The organism is Motilibacter rhizosphaerae (assembly GCF_004216915.1).
Lineage (GTDB): Bacteria > Actinomycetota > Actinomycetes > Motilibacterales > Motilibacteraceae > Motilibacter > Motilibacter rhizosphaerae.
This window is the reverse complement of record NZ_SGXD01000001.1, coordinates 353,540-371,736: the sequence shown is the minus strand read 5'-3', so window position 1 is coordinate 371,736 and position 18,197 is coordinate 353,540. Positions and strand designations below refer to the sequence as shown.

At 76.6% G+C, this 18,197-nt stretch carries 16 protein-coding genes; 11 read left to right on the top strand and 5 right to left on the bottom strand.

The annotated features are described in order from the left end of the window. Positions 1-21 precede the first annotated feature (21 nt). From EV189_RS01710 to EV189_RS01680, 7 genes are all read left to right on the top strand, one after another. The gene (locus EV189_RS01710) at positions 22-2,133 is read left to right on the top strand and encodes a SpoIIE family protein phosphatase (RefSeq protein ID WP_130491219.1); all 2,112 of its coding nucleotides are present in this window, start codon (positions 22-24) and stop codon (positions 2,131-2,133) included. Positions 2,134-2,226: 93 nt separating this feature from the next. Continuing rightward, complete coding sequence (locus EV189_RS01705; protein WP_130491218.1) at positions 2,227-2,664, top strand: iron chaperone; 438 nt, start codon at positions 2,227-2,229, stop codon at positions 2,662-2,664. 46 nt (positions 2,665-2,710) lie between these two features. Next, positions 2,711-3,334, top strand: a complete 624-nt coding sequence (locus tag EV189_RS01700; protein ID WP_130491217.1) for a TMEM165/GDT1 family protein — start codon at positions 2,711-2,713, stop codon at positions 3,332-3,334. Positions 3,335-3,493: 159 nt separating this feature from the next. Further along, positions 3,494-4,024, top strand: coding sequence for a GAF domain-containing protein (locus tag EV189_RS01695; protein WP_130491216.1), 531 nt, complete (start codon positions 3,494-3,496; stop codon positions 4,022-4,024). Between the two features lie 14 nt (positions 4,025-4,038). Further along, positions 4,039-4,815, top strand: a complete 777-nt coding sequence (locus tag EV189_RS01690) for an SDR family NAD(P)-dependent oxidoreductase (RefSeq protein ID WP_130491215.1) — start codon at positions 4,039-4,041, stop codon at positions 4,813-4,815. A 67-nt stretch (positions 4,816-4,882) separates the two neighbouring features. Then, positions 4,883-7,006, top strand: coding sequence for a SpoIIE family protein phosphatase (locus EV189_RS01685; protein WP_130491214.1), 2,124 nt, complete (start codon positions 4,883-4,885; stop codon positions 7,004-7,006). A gap of 38 nt (positions 7,007-7,044) precedes the next feature. Continuing rightward, on the top strand, positions 7,045-8,463 hold the full coding sequence (locus EV189_RS01680) for a GGDEF domain-containing protein (protein ID WP_130491213.1): 1,419 nt from the start codon (positions 7,045-7,047) through the stop codon (positions 8,461-8,463). Positions 8,464-8,470: 7 nt separating this feature from the next. Here EV189_RS01680 and EV189_RS01675 read toward each other — a convergent pair whose 3' ends face one another. Then, the gene (locus tag EV189_RS01675; RefSeq protein ID WP_130491212.1) at positions 8,471-9,508 is read right to left on the bottom strand and encodes a carboxypeptidase-like regulatory domain-containing protein; all 1,038 of its coding nucleotides are present in this window, start codon (positions 9,506-9,508) and stop codon (positions 8,471-8,473) included. Positions 9,509-9,594: 86 nt separating this feature from the next. Next, the gene (locus tag EV189_RS01670) at positions 9,595-10,467 is read right to left on the bottom strand and encodes a sensor domain-containing diguanylate cyclase (RefSeq protein WP_130491211.1); all 873 of its coding nucleotides are present in this window, start codon (positions 10,465-10,467) and stop codon (positions 9,595-9,597) included. A 113-nt stretch (positions 10,468-10,580) separates the two neighbouring features. Between EV189_RS01670 and bluB the strand changes: the two genes are divergently transcribed. After that, positions 10,581-12,287, top strand: coding sequence for a 5,6-dimethylbenzimidazole synthase (bluB, locus tag EV189_RS01665; protein WP_130491210.1), 1,707 nt, complete (start codon positions 10,581-10,583; stop codon positions 12,285-12,287). 5 nt (positions 12,288-12,292) lie between these two features. Continuing rightward, positions 12,293-13,357 carry a hypothetical protein gene (locus EV189_RS01660; protein WP_130491209.1) on the top strand — a complete coding sequence of 355 codons (1,065 nt, stop codon included), beginning with the start codon at positions 12,293-12,295 and terminating at the stop codon, positions 13,355-13,357. Positions 13,358-13,366: 9 nt separating this feature from the next. On the opposite strand, the gene EV189_RS01655 is transcribed toward EV189_RS01660, so the two are convergent. Both EV189_RS01655 and EV189_RS01650 read right to left on the bottom strand, forming a co-directional pair. Continuing rightward, the gene (locus tag EV189_RS01655) at positions 13,367-14,116 is read right to left on the bottom strand and encodes an SDR family oxidoreductase (RefSeq protein ID WP_196788507.1); all 750 of its coding nucleotides are present in this window, start codon (positions 14,114-14,116) and stop codon (positions 13,367-13,369) included. Positions 14,117-14,213: 97 nt separating this feature from the next. After that, positions 14,214-15,179 carry a S1C family serine protease gene (locus EV189_RS01650; protein WP_165400072.1) on the bottom strand — a complete coding sequence of 322 codons (966 nt, stop codon included), beginning with the start codon at positions 15,177-15,179 and terminating at the stop codon, positions 14,214-14,216. Positions 15,180-15,438: 259 nt separating this feature from the next. Between EV189_RS01650 and EV189_RS01645 the strand changes: the two genes are divergently transcribed. After that, a complete protein-coding gene (locus EV189_RS01645; protein WP_231115969.1) occupies positions 15,439-16,200 on the top strand; it encodes an SDR family oxidoreductase in 762 nt (253 codons plus the stop codon). 116 nt (positions 16,201-16,316) lie between these two features. Next, positions 16,317-17,201, top strand: coding sequence for a collagen-like triple helix repeat-containing protein (locus EV189_RS01640; protein WP_130491206.1), 885 nt, complete (start codon positions 16,317-16,319; stop codon positions 17,199-17,201). A 53-nt stretch (positions 17,202-17,254) separates the two neighbouring features. Here the strand turns inward: EV189_RS01640 and EV189_RS01635 are convergent, their stop codons facing one another. Beyond that, positions 17,255-18,151 (bottom strand): SDR family oxidoreductase, encoded by an 897-nt coding sequence (locus EV189_RS01635; RefSeq protein ID WP_130491205.1) that lies wholly within the window; start codon positions 18,149-18,151, stop codon positions 17,255-17,257. Between the last annotated feature and the right edge of the window lie 46 nt (positions 18,152-18,197).

Sequence of the window (18,197 nt, the reverse complement as noted above, 5' to 3'; positions counted from 1 at the left end):
GGCGCCGTACGCTGGCGGTCCGTGCAGCTCGGCGCGGGGCGGAGGTGGCCCGTGCTCGACCTGTCCGTCGCTGCCCCGGACCTGCCCGCCGTCCTCGTCGTCGACCCCGCCACCGACGCGGTCGTCGCGGCGAACGCGCCGGCCGGCCGGCTCGCCCCCGAGACCGCCCTGCCCGCGCCGCTGCGGCTCTGGGCGGCGGCGGCGGAGCTGCGCGAACCCGTGCCGCTCTCCCCGACGCCGCTGCTCGACCGGGTCGTCTCCGCGTCCGTGGTGCCCGTGCAGGAGGTCCTCGTCGGCGCGGCCCGGCGGCCGCACTGGATGATCGCGATGCCCGTGCCCGTCGGCGTCCTGCTCGTCCTGCTCCCGCTGCCCGCGCGCTCGGCCCACCAGCCCGGGCGCGCGGACAGCGTCGAGGTGCAGCACGCACCGGTCCTCGCCACCGGCACCGCCTTCTGCCTGGCGGACGCGCGCAAGCCCGACGCGCCGCTGGTCTGGGTGAGCCCGGGGTTCACCGTCGTCACCGGCTACGCCGCCGAGGAGGTCGTCGGGCGCAACTGCCGCTTCCTGCAGGGCCCGCACACCGACCCGCGGAGCCGGCGCCAGGTGCGCGAGGCGATCACCGCCGGGCGCGACACCACGGTGACCCTGCTCAACTACCGCAAGGACGGCACCGGGTTCTGGAACCGCCTCGGCGTCACGCCCGTCTACGGCACGCACGGCGAGCTGGCCTGGTACGCCGCGGTGCAGACCGACGTCACCGCGCTCGTGCAGGCCGAGCAGGCGGGACGCGAGCGCGACCAGGCCGTCTCCGCCGAGCGCGTCGCCCGCGAGGACGCGGCGTCGGCGGAGGCGCAGGTCGAGCTGCTCTCCACCGCGGGCGAGCGGCTCACCGCCTCGCTCGAGGTGGGGGAGACGGTCGACCGGCTCGCCGACCTCGTGGTGCCGGCGCTCGCGGACTGGGCGCTGCTCGTCACCAGCGAGCGGCCCGGGACGATGGACCGGGTCCTCGCCCGCCACCCCGACGCGGACCCGGCGTTCCTCCGGCGCTACGAGGCCGAGGTGCTCGGCACGACGAGCTACAGCACGCTGTTCGCCGGGCTGCTCACCGGTGGGGGGCCGCGCCGTTACGCCGACTACGACGGTCGCTCGCGCCGGGCCCAGCGCACGGCCTGGGCCCCGTCCTACGTCCTCGACATGACCGAGCGGCTCGGCGCCCGCTCCGCGATGTACGTCCCCCTGCCCGGTCGCCACCACATCGTCGGCGCCCTCGGGCTGTTCCGCGGCGCCGATCGCCCCGCCTTCAGCGAGCGCGACCTGCAGATCGCCGTCGACCTCGGGGCGCGCGCCGGGCTCGCCCTCGACAACGCGCTGCTCTACACCGCCCAGCACCGGATCGCCGAGGTGCTCCAGCGCAGCCTGCTGCCCGAGCTGCCGGCCGTGCCGGGGATCACGGCGGCCGCGGCGTACCAGCCGAGTGACAGCGCCGCCGACGTCGGTGGCGACTTCTACGAGCTCGTCCCGCTCCCGGACGGCAGCACGGGTCTGGCGATCGGCGACGTCGTCGGGCACGACACCCTCGCGGCCGGGGCGATGGGCCACCTGCGCGGCCTGCTCCGCGCCTGCGCCTGGGACACGAGCTACCGCGCCCGCGCCGAGGGGGAGCGCCGGCGCGCCGGCGCAGCTCCCGGTGTCGTGCTCGAGCGGGTCGACCGGCTGCTCGCCGGGCTCGGCATCGGCACGCTCGCCACCGCTGCGTACGCGACGCTGGCGAGGCCGGACGAGCCCGGTGCGCCGTGGGCGGTCTGCTGGAGCAGCGCCGGCCACCCGCCGCTCGTCGTCCGGCTCCCCGACGGCAGCGTCGAGCAGCTCGACGGCGGCGGCGGGGTGATGCTCGGCGTCCGCGACGCCCCGCGGACCACGGCGTGCCGCACGCTGCCGGCCGGCTCGACGCTCGTCGCCTACACCGACGGGCTGGTCGAGCGGCGGGGCGAGCACCTCGACGACGGCCTGGCCCGGCTGCGCGCGCTCGTCGCGGCCGGGCCTGCGGAGCCCTCCGCGCTGGCGGCGCACCTGCTCGACCAGCTGCCGGGGCGCGAGGACGACGTCGCGCTGCTGGTCGTGCGCGTCGAGTGAGCTGGTCAGGATCGGAGAAGCCGCGGCGCCGCAGTCGGTCCTAGCCTGCTCGGAGACCGACCACCGCGGTCGGCCGACGACGGAGGAGCGAGCATGACGACGACCCGGGCCGACGGCTTCAGCGCGGCGGAGCGCGCGGCGATGAAGGAGCGCGCCGAGGAGCTGCGCGCCGAGGGCAAGAAGGGCGCGAAGAAGGCCGACGGGCTGCAGGCGGTGCTCGACGCGATCGCGAAGATGGCGGACGGCGACCGCGAGCTCGCCGAGCGGGTGCACGTGACGGTGACGACGACGGCGCCGCAGCTCACGCCCAAGACGTGGTACGGCATGCCCGCCTACGCCGGCGAGGACGGCAAGGCCGTCGTGTTCTTCCAGGACTCCGGCAAGTTCGGCTACCGCTACTCGACGCTCGGCTTCCAGGACAGCGCGCACCTCGACGACGGTGACATCTGGCCGGTGGCGTACGCGCTGCAGGCCTGGAGCCCCGCGGTCGAGGCGCGGGTCGTGGAGCTGCTCACCACCGCGCTCTCCTGAGCGGCAGCGTCAGGAGGAGCGGCCGGAGCCCGGCACACTAGGGCCGGTGCACCTGCTCGGACTCGACCTCGCCGTCGTCGCGACGGCCTTCCTCCCGCTGCTCCTGCTCGAGCTGCCCGACAAGACGTTCATCGCGACGCTGGTGCTCTCGACGCGCTACCGGCCGCTGACGGCGTGGCTCGGCGTCGGACTCGCCTTCGGGGTGCAGTGCCTCATCGCGGTGACGGCCGGCGGCCTGCTGGCCCGGCTGCCGGAGCTCCCCGTGGCGCTGGCCGCCGCCCTGCTGTTCGCGGTCGGCGGGGTGCTGCTCTGGCGGGGCGCGGCCGCGGCCGACGAGGAGGAGGCCGAGACCGAGGAGGAGATCGCGGCCAAGGTCACCGGCGGGGGCCGTGGCCTGCGCGCCGTCGTCGCCTGCTTCCTCGTCATCTTCGTCGCTGAGTGGGGCGACCTGTCCCAGCTGTTCACCGCCGGGCTCGCGGCGCGCTACGACGACCCGGTCTCGGTGTTCGTCGGTGCCTGGGCCGCCCTGCTCGTCGTGGCCGGGCTGGGCGCGCTGCTCGGCAAGGCGCTGCTCGCCCGGCTGAGGCTCTCCACCGTCCGGCGCGCGGGCGCGGTCGTCTGCGCGGTGCTCGTCGTGGTGACGCTGGTCGAGGCCGTACGCCTCGCGTGAGGCGCTGGGCCGAAGGGGTCGTCCTGGCCGCACACCGGCCCGTACCCCTCATGCAGGCAACGGTCGTTGCCGATCGTGCCGTCGTACGGGCGCGGGGGCGCCGGACCGCTGCGGCGGCCGGAGCCGTCCGGGCCGCTGCTCCACCGGAGGGCGTAGGACATGGGTGCTGCTGACGGGACCGTGGTGAAGGGCCTCCCGGCCTCGGTCGAGGAGGTCCTCGGCGACCCGGCGCGGCTGCGCGCCGTCGGCGTCGCGCTGGCCCAGGTGGGGCCGCTGCGCGAGCAGCTCGACGCGGTCGCCGAGCGCACGGCGTTCGCCCTCGACGCCCCGGTCTCCCTCGTCACGCTCGTGCTCGACGCGGCCGTCATGGTCGTCGGCACGATGGGCGTCGACGAGGACGACGAGCCGGTGCCGGCCGAGCTCGCCATGTGCCCGTGGACCGTCCAGGAGGCCGGCCCGTACGTCGTGGAGGACGCCGCCGCGCACCCCGTCCACGGCGACAACCCGCTGCTCCACGAGATCGGCCTCGCGGCGTACGCCGGCGTCCCGCTCGTCTTCGAGGGCCGCGTCGTGGGCGCTCACTGCGTGCAGCACGACGAGCCCCACGCGTACACGCCCACCGAGCTCGCCGTGCTCGAGCGCGGCGCGGCCGAGATCGCCGCGATCCTGCAGGCGTACGCGCCGGTCTGACTACGCTCGGGCCCGTGACGGGCAGCGCGGCACCTCCGATCCCCTCCGGCGCGCCCGCGCGGCGCGCTCTCGTCACCGGCGGCGCCTCCGGGATCGGGCTGGCGGTCGCGCGCACGCTGCAGGCGGCGGGCACGCAGGTCACGGTGCTCGACCGCGCCGGGACGGGACCCGCCGGCCTGGGCTGGGTCCGCGCCGACCTCGCCGACGACGCGCAGGTCCGCGCGGCGGTCGCGGCTGCGGTCGAGGGGCTCGGCGGCCTGGACGTCCTCGTCTGCAACGCCGGGGTCGGCGCGCAGGGCGGCGTCGAGGACAACCCCGACGACGAGTGGCACGCCGTCCTCGACACCAACGTGCTGGGCGTCGTGCGCGTCGTCCGTGCCGCCCTCCCGGCGCTGCGCCGCTCACCAGCGGCGGCGATCGTCACCACGTGCTCGATCGCGGCGACCGTCGGGCTGCCGCAGCGCGCCCTCTACTCCGCGAGCAAGGGGGCGGTGCGCTCGCTCACCCTCGCCATGGCCGCCGACCTGCTGGCCGAGGGCATCCGCGTCAACGCGGTCAGCCCCGGCACCGCCGACACCCCCTGGGTGGGGCGGCTGCTCGCCGGTGCCGAGGACCCCGTCGCGGCCCGGGCCGCGCTCGTGGCGCGCCAGCCGCACGGCCGGCTGGTCTCCGCCGACGAGGTGGCGGCGGCGGTCGCGTACCTCGCCTCGCCGGCGGCCGGCTCGACGACGGGCACCGAGCTCGTCGTCGACGGCGGGCTGACCGGGCTGCGCCTGCCGCCCCGCGGCTGAGCACCCGACGCAGGCAGGAGCCGTCGTGCGGGACACTGGCGGCGACGGTCCGGCAGCAGGAGGTTCGATGGCGCACGGCGCACCAGGGACGGCTGTCCCCGAGCAGGCCGCCGACCGGGTCGCCTTCGAGCTCGCCGTCGACGCCGCGGGGGTCGGGACCTTCGACTGGGACCTGCGGACCGGCGCGCTGACCTGGGACGACCGGTTGCTCGAGCTGTTCGGGCTCGACCGCGCGACCTTCGGCGGCACCATCGAGGCCTTCAACGCCACGCTCCACCCCGACGACCTCGCGCGGGTGACCGCGGCGCTGCAGGGCGCGATCGCCACCTGCGGCGACTACGCGGCCGAGTACCGCGTGGTCCTCCCCGGCGGCAGGACCCGCTGGGTGGCGGCGCGCGGCCGGGCGCTCTGCGACGCCAGCGGCACGGCGGTGCGGGTCGTCGGCGCGGCGTACGACACCACGGCCGCCCGCGACGCCGACGCCCGCGTCGCCCGCGTGCTCGAGTCGATGAACGCCGCCTTCTTCCTGCTCGACCGCGAGTGGCGCTTCGCCTACGTCAACGGCCATGCCGAGCGGCTGCTCGGCATGACGCGCGAGGCCATGCTCGGCGGCGTGGTGTGGGAGCTGTTCCCGTACGCCGTGGGCTCGGAGTTCGAGGAGCGCTACCGCGGGGCGGTGGAGAGCGGGCGCCCGGCGACGTTCGAGGCGTACTACCCGCCGCCGCTGGACTCCTGGTACGAGGTGCAGGCCTGGCCGGACCCCGACGGGCTCTCGGTCTACTTCCTCGACATCACCGCCCGGCGCGCCGCGCAGGACCAGGCGCGGCGGGCAGCGGAGCGGGCGCACCTGCTGGCCGAGACGACGTCGGCGCTCACCAGCACGCACGACGCCGACGAGGCCGTGGCCCGGCTGGCCGAGCTCGTGGTGCCGGTGCTCGGCGACTGGTGCATCGTCTCGCTCGTCGACGACGACGAGCGCGCCCCGAGCCCGCGCGGGCTGCGCGACGTGGGGCTGGCGCACGTCGACCCCGAGCGGCTGCCGGTGCTCCGCCGGTACGCCGGTGCCAGGCTCACCGCCTTCACCGACGACGCCTACGTCCGCCGCGTGCTGCGGACCGGTGGACCCGCGCTCGTGCGCCGCGACGGCACGGCGGCGCTGCAGCGGGTGCTCCTGCCGGGCCCGGCCCAGGAGCTCGCGGCCGAGCTCGCCCCCGAGTCGTTCGTGGTCCTGCCGCTGCGCGGGCGCGGGCGCACCGTGGGGCTGCTCAGCCTGTTCAACGGCCCGGACCGCGGTCCCCTGGACGAGGAGGACCTCGACACGCTGCGCGAGCTCGCCGGGAGGGCGGGGCTCGCGCTCGACAGCGGCCGGCTCTACCGCCAGCAGCGCGACCTGGCCGAGGCCCTGCAGCGCTCCCTGCTGACCGAGCCCCCGGAGCCCGACCACGTCCAGGTCATCGTCCGCTACCTGCCGGCGGCGGAGGCCGCGCAGGTGGGCGGCGACTGGTACGACGCCTTCTTCCAGCGCCACGGCAGCACGGTGCTCGTCATCGGCGACGTCATCGGGCACGACACCGCGGCCGCGGCGGCGATGGGCCAGGTCCGTACGGTCCTGCGGGCGATCGCCGTCACCACCGGCGCCGGCCCGGCCGGGGTGCTCGCCGACGTCGACGCCGCCATGCGCACGCTGGCGCTCGAGGTCACCGCCACCGCCGTGGTCGCGCGCGTCGAGCAGACGCCGGAGGAGCGCGAGGAGGGCGTCTCGCGGCTGCGCTGGTCCAACGCCGGCCACCCGCCGCCCATGGTCGTCCTCCCCGACCGGAGCGTGCTCGTGCTCGAGGACGGGGACCCCGACCTCCTCCTCGGCATCGACAGCGGGAGCCCGCGCGGCGAGCACGTCGTGACCGTGGAGCGTGGAGCCACCGTGCTGCTCTACACCGACGGGCTCGTGGAGCGGCGCGGCCAGTCCCTCGACGACGGGCTCTCGCGGCTGCAGGAGGTGCTCGCCGAGCTCGCGGCACAGGACCTGGACCTCGACGGGCTCTGCGACCAGGTGCTGGCGAGGCTGGTGCCCGGGCGCGCGGAGGACGACGTCGCGCTGGTGGCCGTCCGGCTGCACCCGCAGGACCGCCCGCGGCCCCCGGAGGCCGGCCCCAACCGCTACCCCGAGGACATCGAGCCCGAGCGGGCCTGACTCGCTCAGCCGCGCCGCGTCCGCGCCGACAGGGAGGCGTGCTCAGCGGCTCCCGCGTCCTCGCGCTGCTGCGCCGGGCTGCCGCGTCCCCCGACGACGAGGACGAGCGCCGGCGTGCGGGGCGCCTCGCCCGCGTGCTGTTCGTCTCCTCCGGCCTGCTCGGCGGGATCCTGCTGCCGTGGATGCCGCCTGACCTGAGCCGACCCGTCGGCGTCACGTGCGTGCTGCTCTCCGTCGGGACCGGCCTGCTCTGCGGCGCGCTGCCCTGGGAGCGGTGGCCGCGCACGGCGCTGCTGGCGGTCCCGGCCGCGGCGCTGGGGATGATCCTGCTCCTCGGCGGCTACGTCGACGGGGCGCTCGACTTCTACGCGCTGTTCCTCCCGATGCTGACGATCTTCATGGGGTCGGTCTTCCGGCCCGGCACCTCGCTGCTCCAGTGGCCGGTCGTGGTGTCGCTGTCGAGCCTCACGCTGCTGGGGGCGCAGCCGGTGCGCTTCGCGCCGTACCTCGTCACGATCACCACCCTCGGGACGGCCGCCGGCGAGATGCTCGCCCTCTCCCGGCGCAACGAGGTGCGCACGCTGGAGGCGACCCGCGAGCTGCTCGGCGTCGTCAGCCGGCTCGGGCAGGCGGACTCCGTGGAGGAGGTGCTCGCCGTCACCCGCAGCGCGGCCGCCCGGCTGGCCCGCGCCGAGTCGGGGGCGCTGCTCCTCGTGCCCCTCCCTCAGGCCCCGTCGCTCCCGAGGGGGTGGTCGCCGCTCGCCGCGGAGGCCGTGGCCGCTGGCAAGCGGACCTCGCGCGAGCTCGCCGACTCCACGTACGCGCTCGCCGTCCCGGTGCCCGGGGAGGACGGGGCCGTCCTCGGGGCGCTCGTCGTCGTCGGGCCCGCGGGCTGGGTGGCCGGCCGCAGCGCCCTCCGCGCGCTCGACCTGCTGGCCATCGAGGTCGGCCGGGCGCTCGTCCGCGTCCGGGCGCTCGAGGAGCTCGCCCAGCAGGCGCGTACGGACCCGCTGACCGGGCTCGGCAACCGCGCCGTGCTCGACGAGCGGCTCGCGGCCCTGGCGGAGGGTGACCTCGTCGTGCTCTGCGACCTCGACCACTTCAAGCGCGTCAACGACGTCCACGGCCACGCCGCGGGGGACGTCGTGCTGCAGGCGTTCGCCGACGTCCTGCGGCGGCTCGTGCGCCCGGGCGACGAGGTCGTGCGGTACGGCGGGGAGGAGTTCGCCCTCGTCCTCCCCGGGCGTGGCACGGCAGCGGCGGCCGAGGACCTGCTCGCGGCGCTCCGCGCGGCGTGGCGCGCGACGGACCCGCTGGCGACGTTCTCCGCCGGCGTCGCGGTGCACGCCGGGGGCGCGGAGCCGCGGCGCACGGTCGCGGCCGCGGACCGGGCGCTCTACGACGCCAAGGAGGCCGGCCGCGACCGCTACCGCGTGGCCGTCGGCGCGGCGCGGTGAGCGCGGCTCAGAGCAGCAGCAGGCAGGCCCGCCCGTCGCCGGCGAGCGCGGTCGAGGTCGCCCGCGTGACGATGCGGAAGCACTCGGCCTTCTTCAGCGGCCCGTGCGGGACCACGGAGAAGCGCAGGACCCCCGACCGGTCGACGTGCGCGGTCTCCAGCCGCTTCCACCCACGGCCCGCCGGGGCGTAGATCGTGGCGGTGTCGCGCGGCAGCAGCGGAGCCGTGGTGACCGCGAGGTGCGCCCGCCTCCCCGGGTGCCCGACGAGGTCGCTGCCGTCGACCTCCGAGAACGTCGGGGCGACCCGCGGCGTCCACACGGGGTAGGCAGGAGGGATGTGCGTGAGGTCGGCGGGAGTGCCGAGGACGGCGTCCTGGTCGCGGAAGTCCCCGGTCTCGATCCGCGGCACCTGCGCCGTCCAGCTCTCGCCGGTGCTCGTCGTCCGTACCGTCGAGAAGCCGCCGGTGCCGTCCGTGAGCAGCACGGTGCCGGGCTGGCCGCCGTAGGTCGGCGTGACCTCGACGTGGTAGCCCGCGACCGGCGCCCCGCTCGCGTCCACCACGGTGCCGCTGATCCGGATCTGCTGGTGGCGCCCCTTGCTCCTGACGGGGACCACGTGGAGCCCGCTGGCGAGGTGGGTCGCTCCGAGCACGAGCGTCGACGGGCCGCCGACGGGCTGCCCGCTGGAGTCCGTGGCCCAGACGCTGAACGCCCACGCCCGACCCGGCTGGAGCGACTTCCAGGAGATGAACGCGTAGCCCCCGCCGTCGGCCTTCGTGCCCTGGCCCCAGGCAGGTGGGGTGGTCCCCTGCTGCACGAAGCCGGTGATGTCGGAGCCGGGGTCGACGGTGTCCGCGGCCAGCGTGAGCTTGATGTCACCCGGCTCCAGGTCGTCGCTCCTCGACATCTCCAGGACCCGGACGCTCCGGATCGTGGCCGTGTCGGCGGAGGCGCTGCGCACCGGGAGGGCGAGGCCCGTGAGGGCCAGCGCGGCCGCCAGGGGGGCGGCCCAGGCGCGGGCGCGGTGGGAGCGGGTGGTGGCCACGGGACGTCCTCCACGAGGGGTGCGGCGGGAGCGGGGATGCATCGTGCCACGCAGCGGGCCAGCCGGGGACGCGCTGCGGCGGGCGGTCAGGCGGCGGGCTCGGCGCCGTGCTTCGCGGCGTACATCCGGCGGTCGGCCTCGACCAGGGCCTGCTCGGCGTCGACCGGCGCCTCGAGCAGGTGCTCGCCGATGCTCGCGCCGACGCGGACCGCGATCCCGTCGACGTCGTACGCGCGGGTGAGCTCCTCGTCCAGCCTCGCGCGCAGCGGCGCCGCGAGCTCGACGCTCTCGAGCTCGGCGACGACGACGAACTCGTCCCCGGACAGCCGGGCCACGGTGTCCATGCCGCGCACGCTGGCGCGCAGCCGCGCCGCCACCGCCCGCAGCAGCGCGTCGCCGACCGCGTGCCCGTGCACGTCGTTGACCTGCTTGAAGCCGTCGAGGTCGACGAAGAGCACGAGGACCGCGGACCCGCCGCGGCCGGTGCGTCCGAGGGCCTGCTCCAGCCGGTCGAGCAGCAGGAGGCGGTTGGGCAGCCCGGTGAGGCCGTCGTGCGTGGCGAGGTGCGCGAGGTGGGCCTCGCGGCGGGCGCGCTCGGTGACGTCGCACGCCATGACCGCGATGCCGAGGACGCCGTCGACCTCGACGGTCGAGGAGACCGCCTCGATCTGGATCACCTGGCCGTCGGGCCGGACGAGGGCGATCTCGACCGAGCCGGGCAGCGGCTGGCCGGCGAGCAGGGTGGCGGTGCGGTGCAGCACGACCGCCCGGTGGTCGGGGTGCACGAGGTCGAGGACCGCCAGGCCCACAGCGCCGCCCTGCGGCACGCCCAGGGAGTCCTCCGCCGCGCGGTTCGCGTAGACGACGCGGCCGTCGACGTGCACGGCGACCGCCATCGGGGCCGTCTCGACCAGCTCGCGGAACACGCCCTCGCCCACCCCGACCGCCCCCACCGGCATGACGCTCCCCCTCGCTCGCCGCCGGTGCTCCGTCGCACCCCGGCACGTCAGGGCCCATCGTGCCCGAACCGGCACCCCGTCCGCGGGTGGGCGGCGGCGCCTACTGTGGCGCGGTGACCTGGTCCCGGCCCGTACCCCTCGTGGGGGATGCGACCAGCGCGCGGGAGCGGGCGGCCGACCCGGCGGGCTGGCGGTTCCCCGACGAGCAGCGGGCGGCGTTCTACGCGGTGCTCGGCGCCCGGCGCGACGTGCGGCGCTTCCGGCCGGACCCGGTGCCGGACGAGGTGCTGGAGCGGGTCCTCGCCGCCGGGCACGCCGCCCCCTCGGTGGGCCACTCGCAGCCCTGGCGCTTCGTCGTCGTCGACGACCCGGCCGTGCGCGAGCGGGCCGCGGTGCTGGCCGACCGCGAGCGGCTGGCGCAGGCCGCGCAGCTCGACGAGGAGTCCGGGCGGCGGCTGCTGGACCTGCAGCTCGAGGGGGTGCGCGAGGCGCCGCTCGGCGTGGTCGTGGCCTGCGACCGCCGCGCGCCGGCGGCCGGCGTGCTCGGCCGCGCGACCTTCCCCGACGCCGACCTCTGGTCGTGCGCCTGCGCGATCGAGAACCTCTGGCTCGCGGCCCGGGCCGAGGGGCTGGGCCTCGGCTGGGTGACGCTGTTCGGGCCGCACGACCTGGCCGGGCTCGTGGGGCTGCCCGAGGGCGTGGTGACGCTCGGGTGGCTCTGCCTCGGCTGGCCGGACGAGCGGCCGCCCGCCCCCGGGCTCGAGCGCGCCGCCTGGTCGGCGCGACTGCCGCTGTCCGACGTCGTCGTCCGCGGACGCTGGCCCGGCGGGGACGCTCCCGCCGCACCCCGGTCGCGCCTCCGCGCGCCGGACCAGGAGGCGGTCGTGGCGGCGCGGGACTCCGCGGACGACCTGCTGGCGGCGCCCGGCGCGCTCGGGGTCCTCGAGCGGGCGGCCGACCGGGCGACGGCGCTCGGCTGGGCACCGCCGCAGGACGGGCCGAGCGGCACGCTGCTCCTCGCCGTGGGACGGCACCCGGTGGCGGCGCTGGGCGTCACCGCGTACGAGCCGCAGGTGGGGGACGACGTGCTCGCCGCAGCCCGCGAGGGCGTGGCGCTCGGACCGGCCACTGCGCGCGCGGCGGGCCTGTCCGTGGAGGTCGTCGACGCGGGTACGGCCACCGGCGACCTGCTCAGCAGCGACCCGCTGGAGCCGGACGAGGTCGACCGGCTGCTCGCGCACGGGCGCGAGCTCGGAGCGCGCCTCGCCGGGCTGGGACTCGTCGCGCTCGGCGAGGTCGGCATCGGCAACACGACCCCCGCGGCGGCGCTGGCGGCGGCGCTGCTCGGCCTCCCCCCGGAGCAGGCGGTGGGCCAGGGCTCGGGGTCGGACACGGGGATCGTCGAGCGCAAGCGCGAGGTCGTCGCCACGGCCCTCGACCGGTACGCGTCCCGTCCGGCGGCCGGGACCCGCGGCCTGCTCGCCGCGCTCGGCGGCCCCGAGATCGCCCTGCTCTGCGGCGTGGTGACGGGCGCCGCGGGGGCCGGGGGCCTCGTCGTGCTCGACGGCCTCGCGACCGGGGTGGCCGCCCTGCTGGCCGTCGAGGACGAGCCAGCCGTCGCCGCGGCGCTCGTCGCCGGCCAGCGCAGCCGCGAGCAGGCCCACGCCGCGGTGCTCGCCCGGCTCGGGCTCGAGCCGCTGCTCGACCTGCGCCTGCGCGCGGGCGAGGGCGTCGGGGCCTGCCTCGGGGCGCAGCTGCTCGTCACCACCCTCCGGGCCCGGCGCAGCACTGCCCGGACGGGGTCCGCGCGCCTACAGTGAACGGCGTGGAACTCCTCGACGGCACGCCCGCGGGGAGCCCGGCTGGGCCGGTGGTCGAGTCGCTCGACCCTGAGCCGGCGGAGGTCCGCGAGCGCCCTGCGCGCGAGGGCGCGCCGCGGGGGAGGCGGGTGCGGACGGCCGCGGCGGTCGTCCTCGCCTTCGCCGCGGGTCTCGGCACCGCCGCCTACGGCGCGTCGTCCGCGCACAGCAGCGCCGAGCGCCGGGACCGGCTGGGCGTGCTCGACCTCGGCGTGCTCGAGGTGCGCGCCGACCTCGGCAACAGCCCGCGCGACGCGACGCTGACCGCGACCCTGCACAACCGCGGCCCGCTGCCGGTCCAGCTCGAGTCAGTGGCGGTCGTGCCGGCCGGAGCCGCGGCGATCCCGCTCACCTCCTCGGCAGAGGAGCGCGTCGACCCGGACGCGGGCTGGACGGGCAACGGCCGGGTCACCCGCGGCTGCACCGGGCAGGGCACCCCGCTCTACGGCCGGCCGACGAGCGTCGACCCGACCGCCGACAGCTGGGCGACGGCAACCCTGCACGTGCAGGCGCGCACGCCCGACGGGGCGCTGCACGAGCTGGTCCTCAAGCCGTGGCACGACTTCGCCGTGACCGGGCTCGAGCCCCTCCTGCAGCCGCTGACCTGTGACGTGGACGAGTTCTCGCAGGCCTACATCAACGAGTTCGGCAGCGGGGTCAGCACTCCGGAGGGTCCCCGGTCGCAGAAGATGGTGCTGCGCCTGCAAGGCGGGACCGACGGGGGGTCACGGGTGACCGTGACGAAGCTCGAGCCTGCGCAGCCCTGGCTCGAGGTACGCGTCCTGCGCGGGCTCCCCGCGACGCTCGGCAGCAACCCCGACGGCGAGCCCGTCACCGTCGTGCTGAGCATCCCGAGCTGCAAGGGCGCTCAGCTCTCCGGCACCTCGCTGCAGACCGAGCCGCTGCAGCTGTTCGGCCGCCTCGGTGACGGTCCGGTCTCCGGTCCGGCGCCGCTGGGTGGCGACGGCGGCGTGACGATGGCCTACCTCCAGCTGCTCGCGCGCGCCTGCCCGGGGGCACTCGCGCGCTGAGCGCTCCCCCTAGGACTCGCGCGCTGCCAGCCACTCCTGGAAGGTCGCGCGTCCGAGCTCCGCCTCCGGCCCTGGCAGCAGGCCGCCGCCGGCGAAGCCGCGGCCGACCGCGCCCGGCAGTCGGACCGGGACGACGCGGCGGCGGCTGCCACGAGTCGCGAGCAGTCGGCGCGCCAGGTGGGGGAGCTCGTGCACCTCCGGCCCGGCGAGGTCCGGCACCTCGGCCGAAGGGCGCGCCTCGAGGAGATCCACCACGCGTGCAGCGACTTCCGCGGCGGCGACGGGCTGCACCCGCATCCGCGGCACGAGGGCGAGCGGGCCGGGCGTGCGGTCCAGCAGCTGCTGGGCGAACTCGTGCCACTGCGTCGTGCGCAGCACGGTGGCCGGTACGGGCCCCCTGAGCGCGCGCCTCTCCTGCTGCTGCTTGCCCTGGTAGTAGCCGAAGGGGACGCGGTCGGCGCCCACGATCGTGACGAGGACGTGGTGCGCGACGCCGGCGCGCTGCTCCGCTGCGAGCAGGTGGTCGGCGGCGGTGTCGAAGAACCGCACGGCGCTCGACCTCCGCGTCGCTCCGGTGCTGCTGGCGTCGACCACGGCGTCGCACCCCTCGAGCGCGGCATCGAGACCGCGGCCCGTCAGGAGGTCCGCGCCGGTCGCGCGGGAGACCGGGACGGCCGGCGTACCCCGTCGGTCGAGCTCGGCCACGACGAGGCGGCCGAGCAGGCCGGTGCCCCCGATGACGGCGACGCGCTGCACCACGTGGAACCCCTTCCCCGCAGCGACTCCGGCGTCGCTGCCGTGGTCACCGTGGCAGCAGAGCAGCCAGCGGGGAAGGCTTTGTGACCGAGGTCTCGACCTACTGCGGAGCCCCCACCGCGAGCGTCGCACGGGCGGAGTGACTGCTGCCGTGGGCATCCACCCAGCGCACCGACACGGACGTCCCGGGCGACAACGTGGACATGATGCGCCCCAGTGCGCCGACGCCGGAGACCGCGTGGCCGGCGACCCACGTGACGGTGTCACCGACGGAGATGCCCGCAGCAGCAGCAGGTCCGCCCTTGGTGACCTGCTGGACGAGCGCGCCCGACCGGCGGCCGTCGACCACACCGATGCCGAGCATCGCGCTCGGGCCGACGTGCACGGTGGCGGACGAGCGGCCCGCGACGATCTGCGCCTCGATCAGCATGGCCCGCGCGATCGGGACCGCGAAACCCGCGGAGCCCGAGGGGCCCTTGCCGCCGGCGGTGTCCATGCCCAGCACCTGCCCGGCGAGGTTGACGAGGGGGCCGCCCGAGTCGCCGGGGACGATCGCGGCGTCGGTCTGCACGACCCCGCGCAGCACCTCCTCGACCCCCTCGTCGCTCGCGGTGATGGTGCGGCCCAGCGCGGTGACCCGGCCGGAGACCGCGACGGGGGTCCCGCCCCGGCCGTACGCGTTGCCCACGGCGACGACGGTCTGACCGAGGCGCGCGGGTGTGCGGGAGAACCGCATGGTGCGCAGCCCGCTCGCGCCGGTGAGCCGCAGCACCGCCACGTCGTCGGTGCGGTCGTAGCCGACGACGGTCGCGGTGTAGGTCCGCCCGTTGCCGACGTCGCGCGCCTTGATCGTCGCCGCGCCCTCGATGACATGGTTGTTGGTCAGCACCAGCCCGGACGAGCTCAGCACCATGCCGGTGCCCGCGGCGCTGCCCTGGCCGCCGGCGAGCGTGGTCGTGATGTCGACGACGGCGGGCCGGACCGCGGCCGCCGCCGTGCGCACGGTCTGCGTCGCCGCCCCCGCGCTGCCCGCCGGCACCAGCACGGCGAGCACCGCCGTCGCCACGGCCGCGGACCCTGCTCGTCGTGCGCGGATCATCCCTGCCACTGCCCGTCCTCCCGATATGCCCGGGTCCAGCATGCGCGGCGTACCTGAGCGCAGCCTGTGGGCGGCGCCCGCGGATGTGAACGGGGGCACCCAGTGGCACCCCGAGCGCCACTGGGTGCCCCTGTTCACGGAGGGGGAGGGCGCAGCGGGCACCCCCGAGCGGCGGCGGGTGCCCCCGTCCGGGGAGCGGGAGCGCTCTCCGTACGCTGTGCCGACCGTGCAGCTCGTCGAGGAGGACCACATGCCCGCGGAGAAGCGCAGCCTGGCCGGGACCGTCGTCGCCGTCACCGGCGCCAGTGCCGGGATCGGCGCCGCCGCCGCCCGCCTGCTCGGGGAGGCCGGCGCGAACGTCGTGCTCGGCGCCCGGCGCACCGAGCGGCTGGACGCGCTCGTCGAGGAGATCGGCGCCGACCGCGCGCTGGCCGTCAGCCTCGAGGTGCGCGACCCCGAGCAGAACCGCGCCTTCGTCCAGGCCGCCGTCGACCGCTTCGGCCGGATCGACTCGATCGTCGCCAACGCCGGCATCGGGATGTACGGCGGCATCGAGGACTCGAGCGACGACGACCTCACCCGGATGATCGAGGTCAACTTCTCCGGCACGGTGTGGTCGGTCCGCGCCGCGGTCCCGCACTTCCGCCGCCAGGGCGACGGCGGCGACGTCGTCATCGTGAGCAGCGTCGCGGGCCTGCGCGGCGGTGCGGACGAGGCGGTCTACGCCGGCACCAAGTTCGCCCAGGTCGGGCTGGCCGGCTCGCTCGACCGCGAGCTGCGCGAGGACGGCATCCGCGTCTCCGCGATCTGCCCGGCGGGCGTCGAGACGGAGTTCGCGATCGGGGCCGGGCGCACCGAGGGCGACCCGGCGCTCGCGGCGTACCTCCGTCCCGAGGACGTCGCCTTCCAGATCGTCACCGCGCTCGAGCAGCCGCGCCGGCTGCGCACGACGCTGTGGGCGCAGTGGAGCATGGGCCAGGGCAGCTAGCCCTCCCCGTCGGGGGGAGATCGGGCAGTTCGCCCACGTCAGGATGCGTGCGGGGCTAGCGTGCCGCTCGGCGCGGGCCACGGCGGCTCGCAGCGCCAGCGGCCGTGGAGGTCCTGATGCCCCTTCTCCCCTCGTCCCGCCCCGTACGCCGGGGCGCCGTCGCCCTCGTGAGCGTCGGCGTCCTCGCGGTCAGCGGCGCGCTCGTCGCGCACGCCGACACCGGCTCCTCGTCCTCGGTGATCTACGCCTGCGTCAAGACGAGCAAGGGCGATGTCCGCATCGTCGACGCGGCGACGGCCTGCCAGAGCAACGAGACGCGGACGCAGTGGAACGTCACCGGACCCAAGGGCGACCCCGGCCCCTCGGGCTCTCCCGGCGCCTCCGGCGCTCCCGGTGCGGACGGCGCTCCCGGCCCCTCCGGCCCTGCGGGCCCGTCCGGTCCGGCAGGCCCCTCGGGCCCGGCGGGTCCCTCGGGCGCACCCGGCGCGGTGGTGACGGTCCCCGCGACGGGGCCCACGACCCCCGCGCAGACCGTCGTCGGCACCCTGACGCTCCACTCGAGCGCCAACGCCGGCGGCGGGAACCTCGACGGCGTCAAGATCCCTGTCCACGCGGTGGACCTCGACAGCCTCCAGACCCTCAACCTCGGGTCGCAGAGCACGGGTGCAGGCGCCGGCAAGGTCAAGCTCGGCCCGATCGTGCTGACGCTGCCGGCCGAGAGCACCGTGCCGGGCACCTTCGCCGCCGAGGCCGCGGGCACGCCCTGGCAGTCGGGCACGCTCGAGGTCTACGCGCCGGGCACGACCGACGTGCAGCTGGTCGTGACCATGGGCCTGGTCGCTGTCGCGGAGCAGCGGATCACGGCCGGCAGCGGTGGGCTCGACGAGACGGTCACGTTCCAGATGGGCGGGCTGTACTTCAAGTACACCGGCGGCGGGAACGGCTACGGCTGGGACGCCATCAGGAACGTCAAGTGGGACGGGGCTAGCCCCATCAAGTAGCTGCTCGCACCCGTCGGGCCCGGCTCCTCCACGGAGCCGGGCCCGTCGGCGTCTCAGGCCGAGGTGTAAGCGCCGGCCGCGAGGTCGTCGAGCAGCCCGGGCCCGGTGGGCGTCCAGCCGAGCCGCTCCTGGGTGAGCCGGCTGGACGCGGCGAGGTCCATGCCGAAGAAGGCGCCGATCCAGCCGAAGTGGTCGGTGACCTCCGGCAGGGTCACGGGACCCGAGGGCACGCCCACCGCCTTGCCGATCGCCTCGGCGATCTCGCGGGTGGGGATCGCCTCCTCGGCCACGGCGTGCACGACGGGGCCGGCGTCCTCGCGCTCGAGCGCGAGCCGGACGAGCCGCGCGGCGTCGGTGCGGTGCACCGCCGCCCAGCGGTTGGCGCCGTCGCCGACCCAGGCCGAGCGGCCCTGCCGCCGGGCGACGTCCACGAGCGTCGCGATGAAGCCGTGGTCCCGCGTGCCGTGGACCGAGGGCGCGAAGCGCAGCGCCACGGGGCGCAGGCCGCGCTCGGCGTACGACAGCGCGAGCGCCTCGCCGCCACCGCGCATGGCGTCGGGGCCGACCATCGGCGTGGGGTCCTCCTCCGTGGCGATCCGGCCGGGGGCGAGCATGGCGACGCCCGCGGCGAAGAGGAACGGCCGCCCGGAGCCCTCCAGCTCGCCGGCCATGGTCTCCACGGCGGCGCGCTCGGTGCGCCCGGCACCGGCCATGTCGGAGAAGTCGTGCTTGAAGCCGAGGTGGACGACCCCGTCGCTCGCGGCCGCGCCGGAGCGCAGCGACTCGAGGTCGTCGAGGCTGCCGCGGTGGGGGGTGGCCCCCGCCCGCGCAACGGCCTCCGCGGAGGCGTCGGACCGGGCGAGGCCGAGGACCTCGTGCCCCGCGGCGAGCAGCTCGGGGACGACGGCCGACCCGATCCAGCCCGAGGCACCGGTGACGAAGACGCGCATGGGTCTCTCCTAGGTGATGGCAGCATCTGACATCACTGACGCTAGC

What these genes read in the sequence shown, in the direction of transcription:
- EV189_RS01685 (WP_130491214.1), top strand. Translation starts at nt 4,883, where the DNA reads ATGGCGCACGGCGCACCAGGGACGGCTGTCCCCGAGCAGGCCGCCGAC.
- EV189_RS01635 (WP_130491205.1), bottom strand. Translation starts at nt 18,151, where the DNA reads ATGCGCGTCTTCGTCACCGGTGCCTCGGGCTGGATCGGGTCGGCCGTC.
- EV189_RS01695 (WP_130491216.1), top strand. Translation starts at nt 3,494, where the DNA reads ATGGGTGCTGCTGACGGGACCGTGGTGAAGGGCCTCCCGGCCTCGGTC.
- EV189_RS01705 (WP_130491218.1), top strand. Translation starts at nt 2,227, where the DNA reads ATGACGACGACCCGGGCCGACGGCTTCAGCGCGGCGGAGCGCGCGGCG.
- EV189_RS01670 (WP_130491211.1), bottom strand. Translation starts at nt 10,467, where the DNA reads ATGCCGGTGGGGGCGGTCGGGGTGGGCGAGGGCGTGTTCCGCGAGCTG.
- EV189_RS01640 (WP_130491206.1), top strand. Translation starts at nt 16,317, where the DNA reads ATGCCCCTTCTCCCCTCGTCCCGCCCCGTACGCCGGGGCGCCGTCGCC.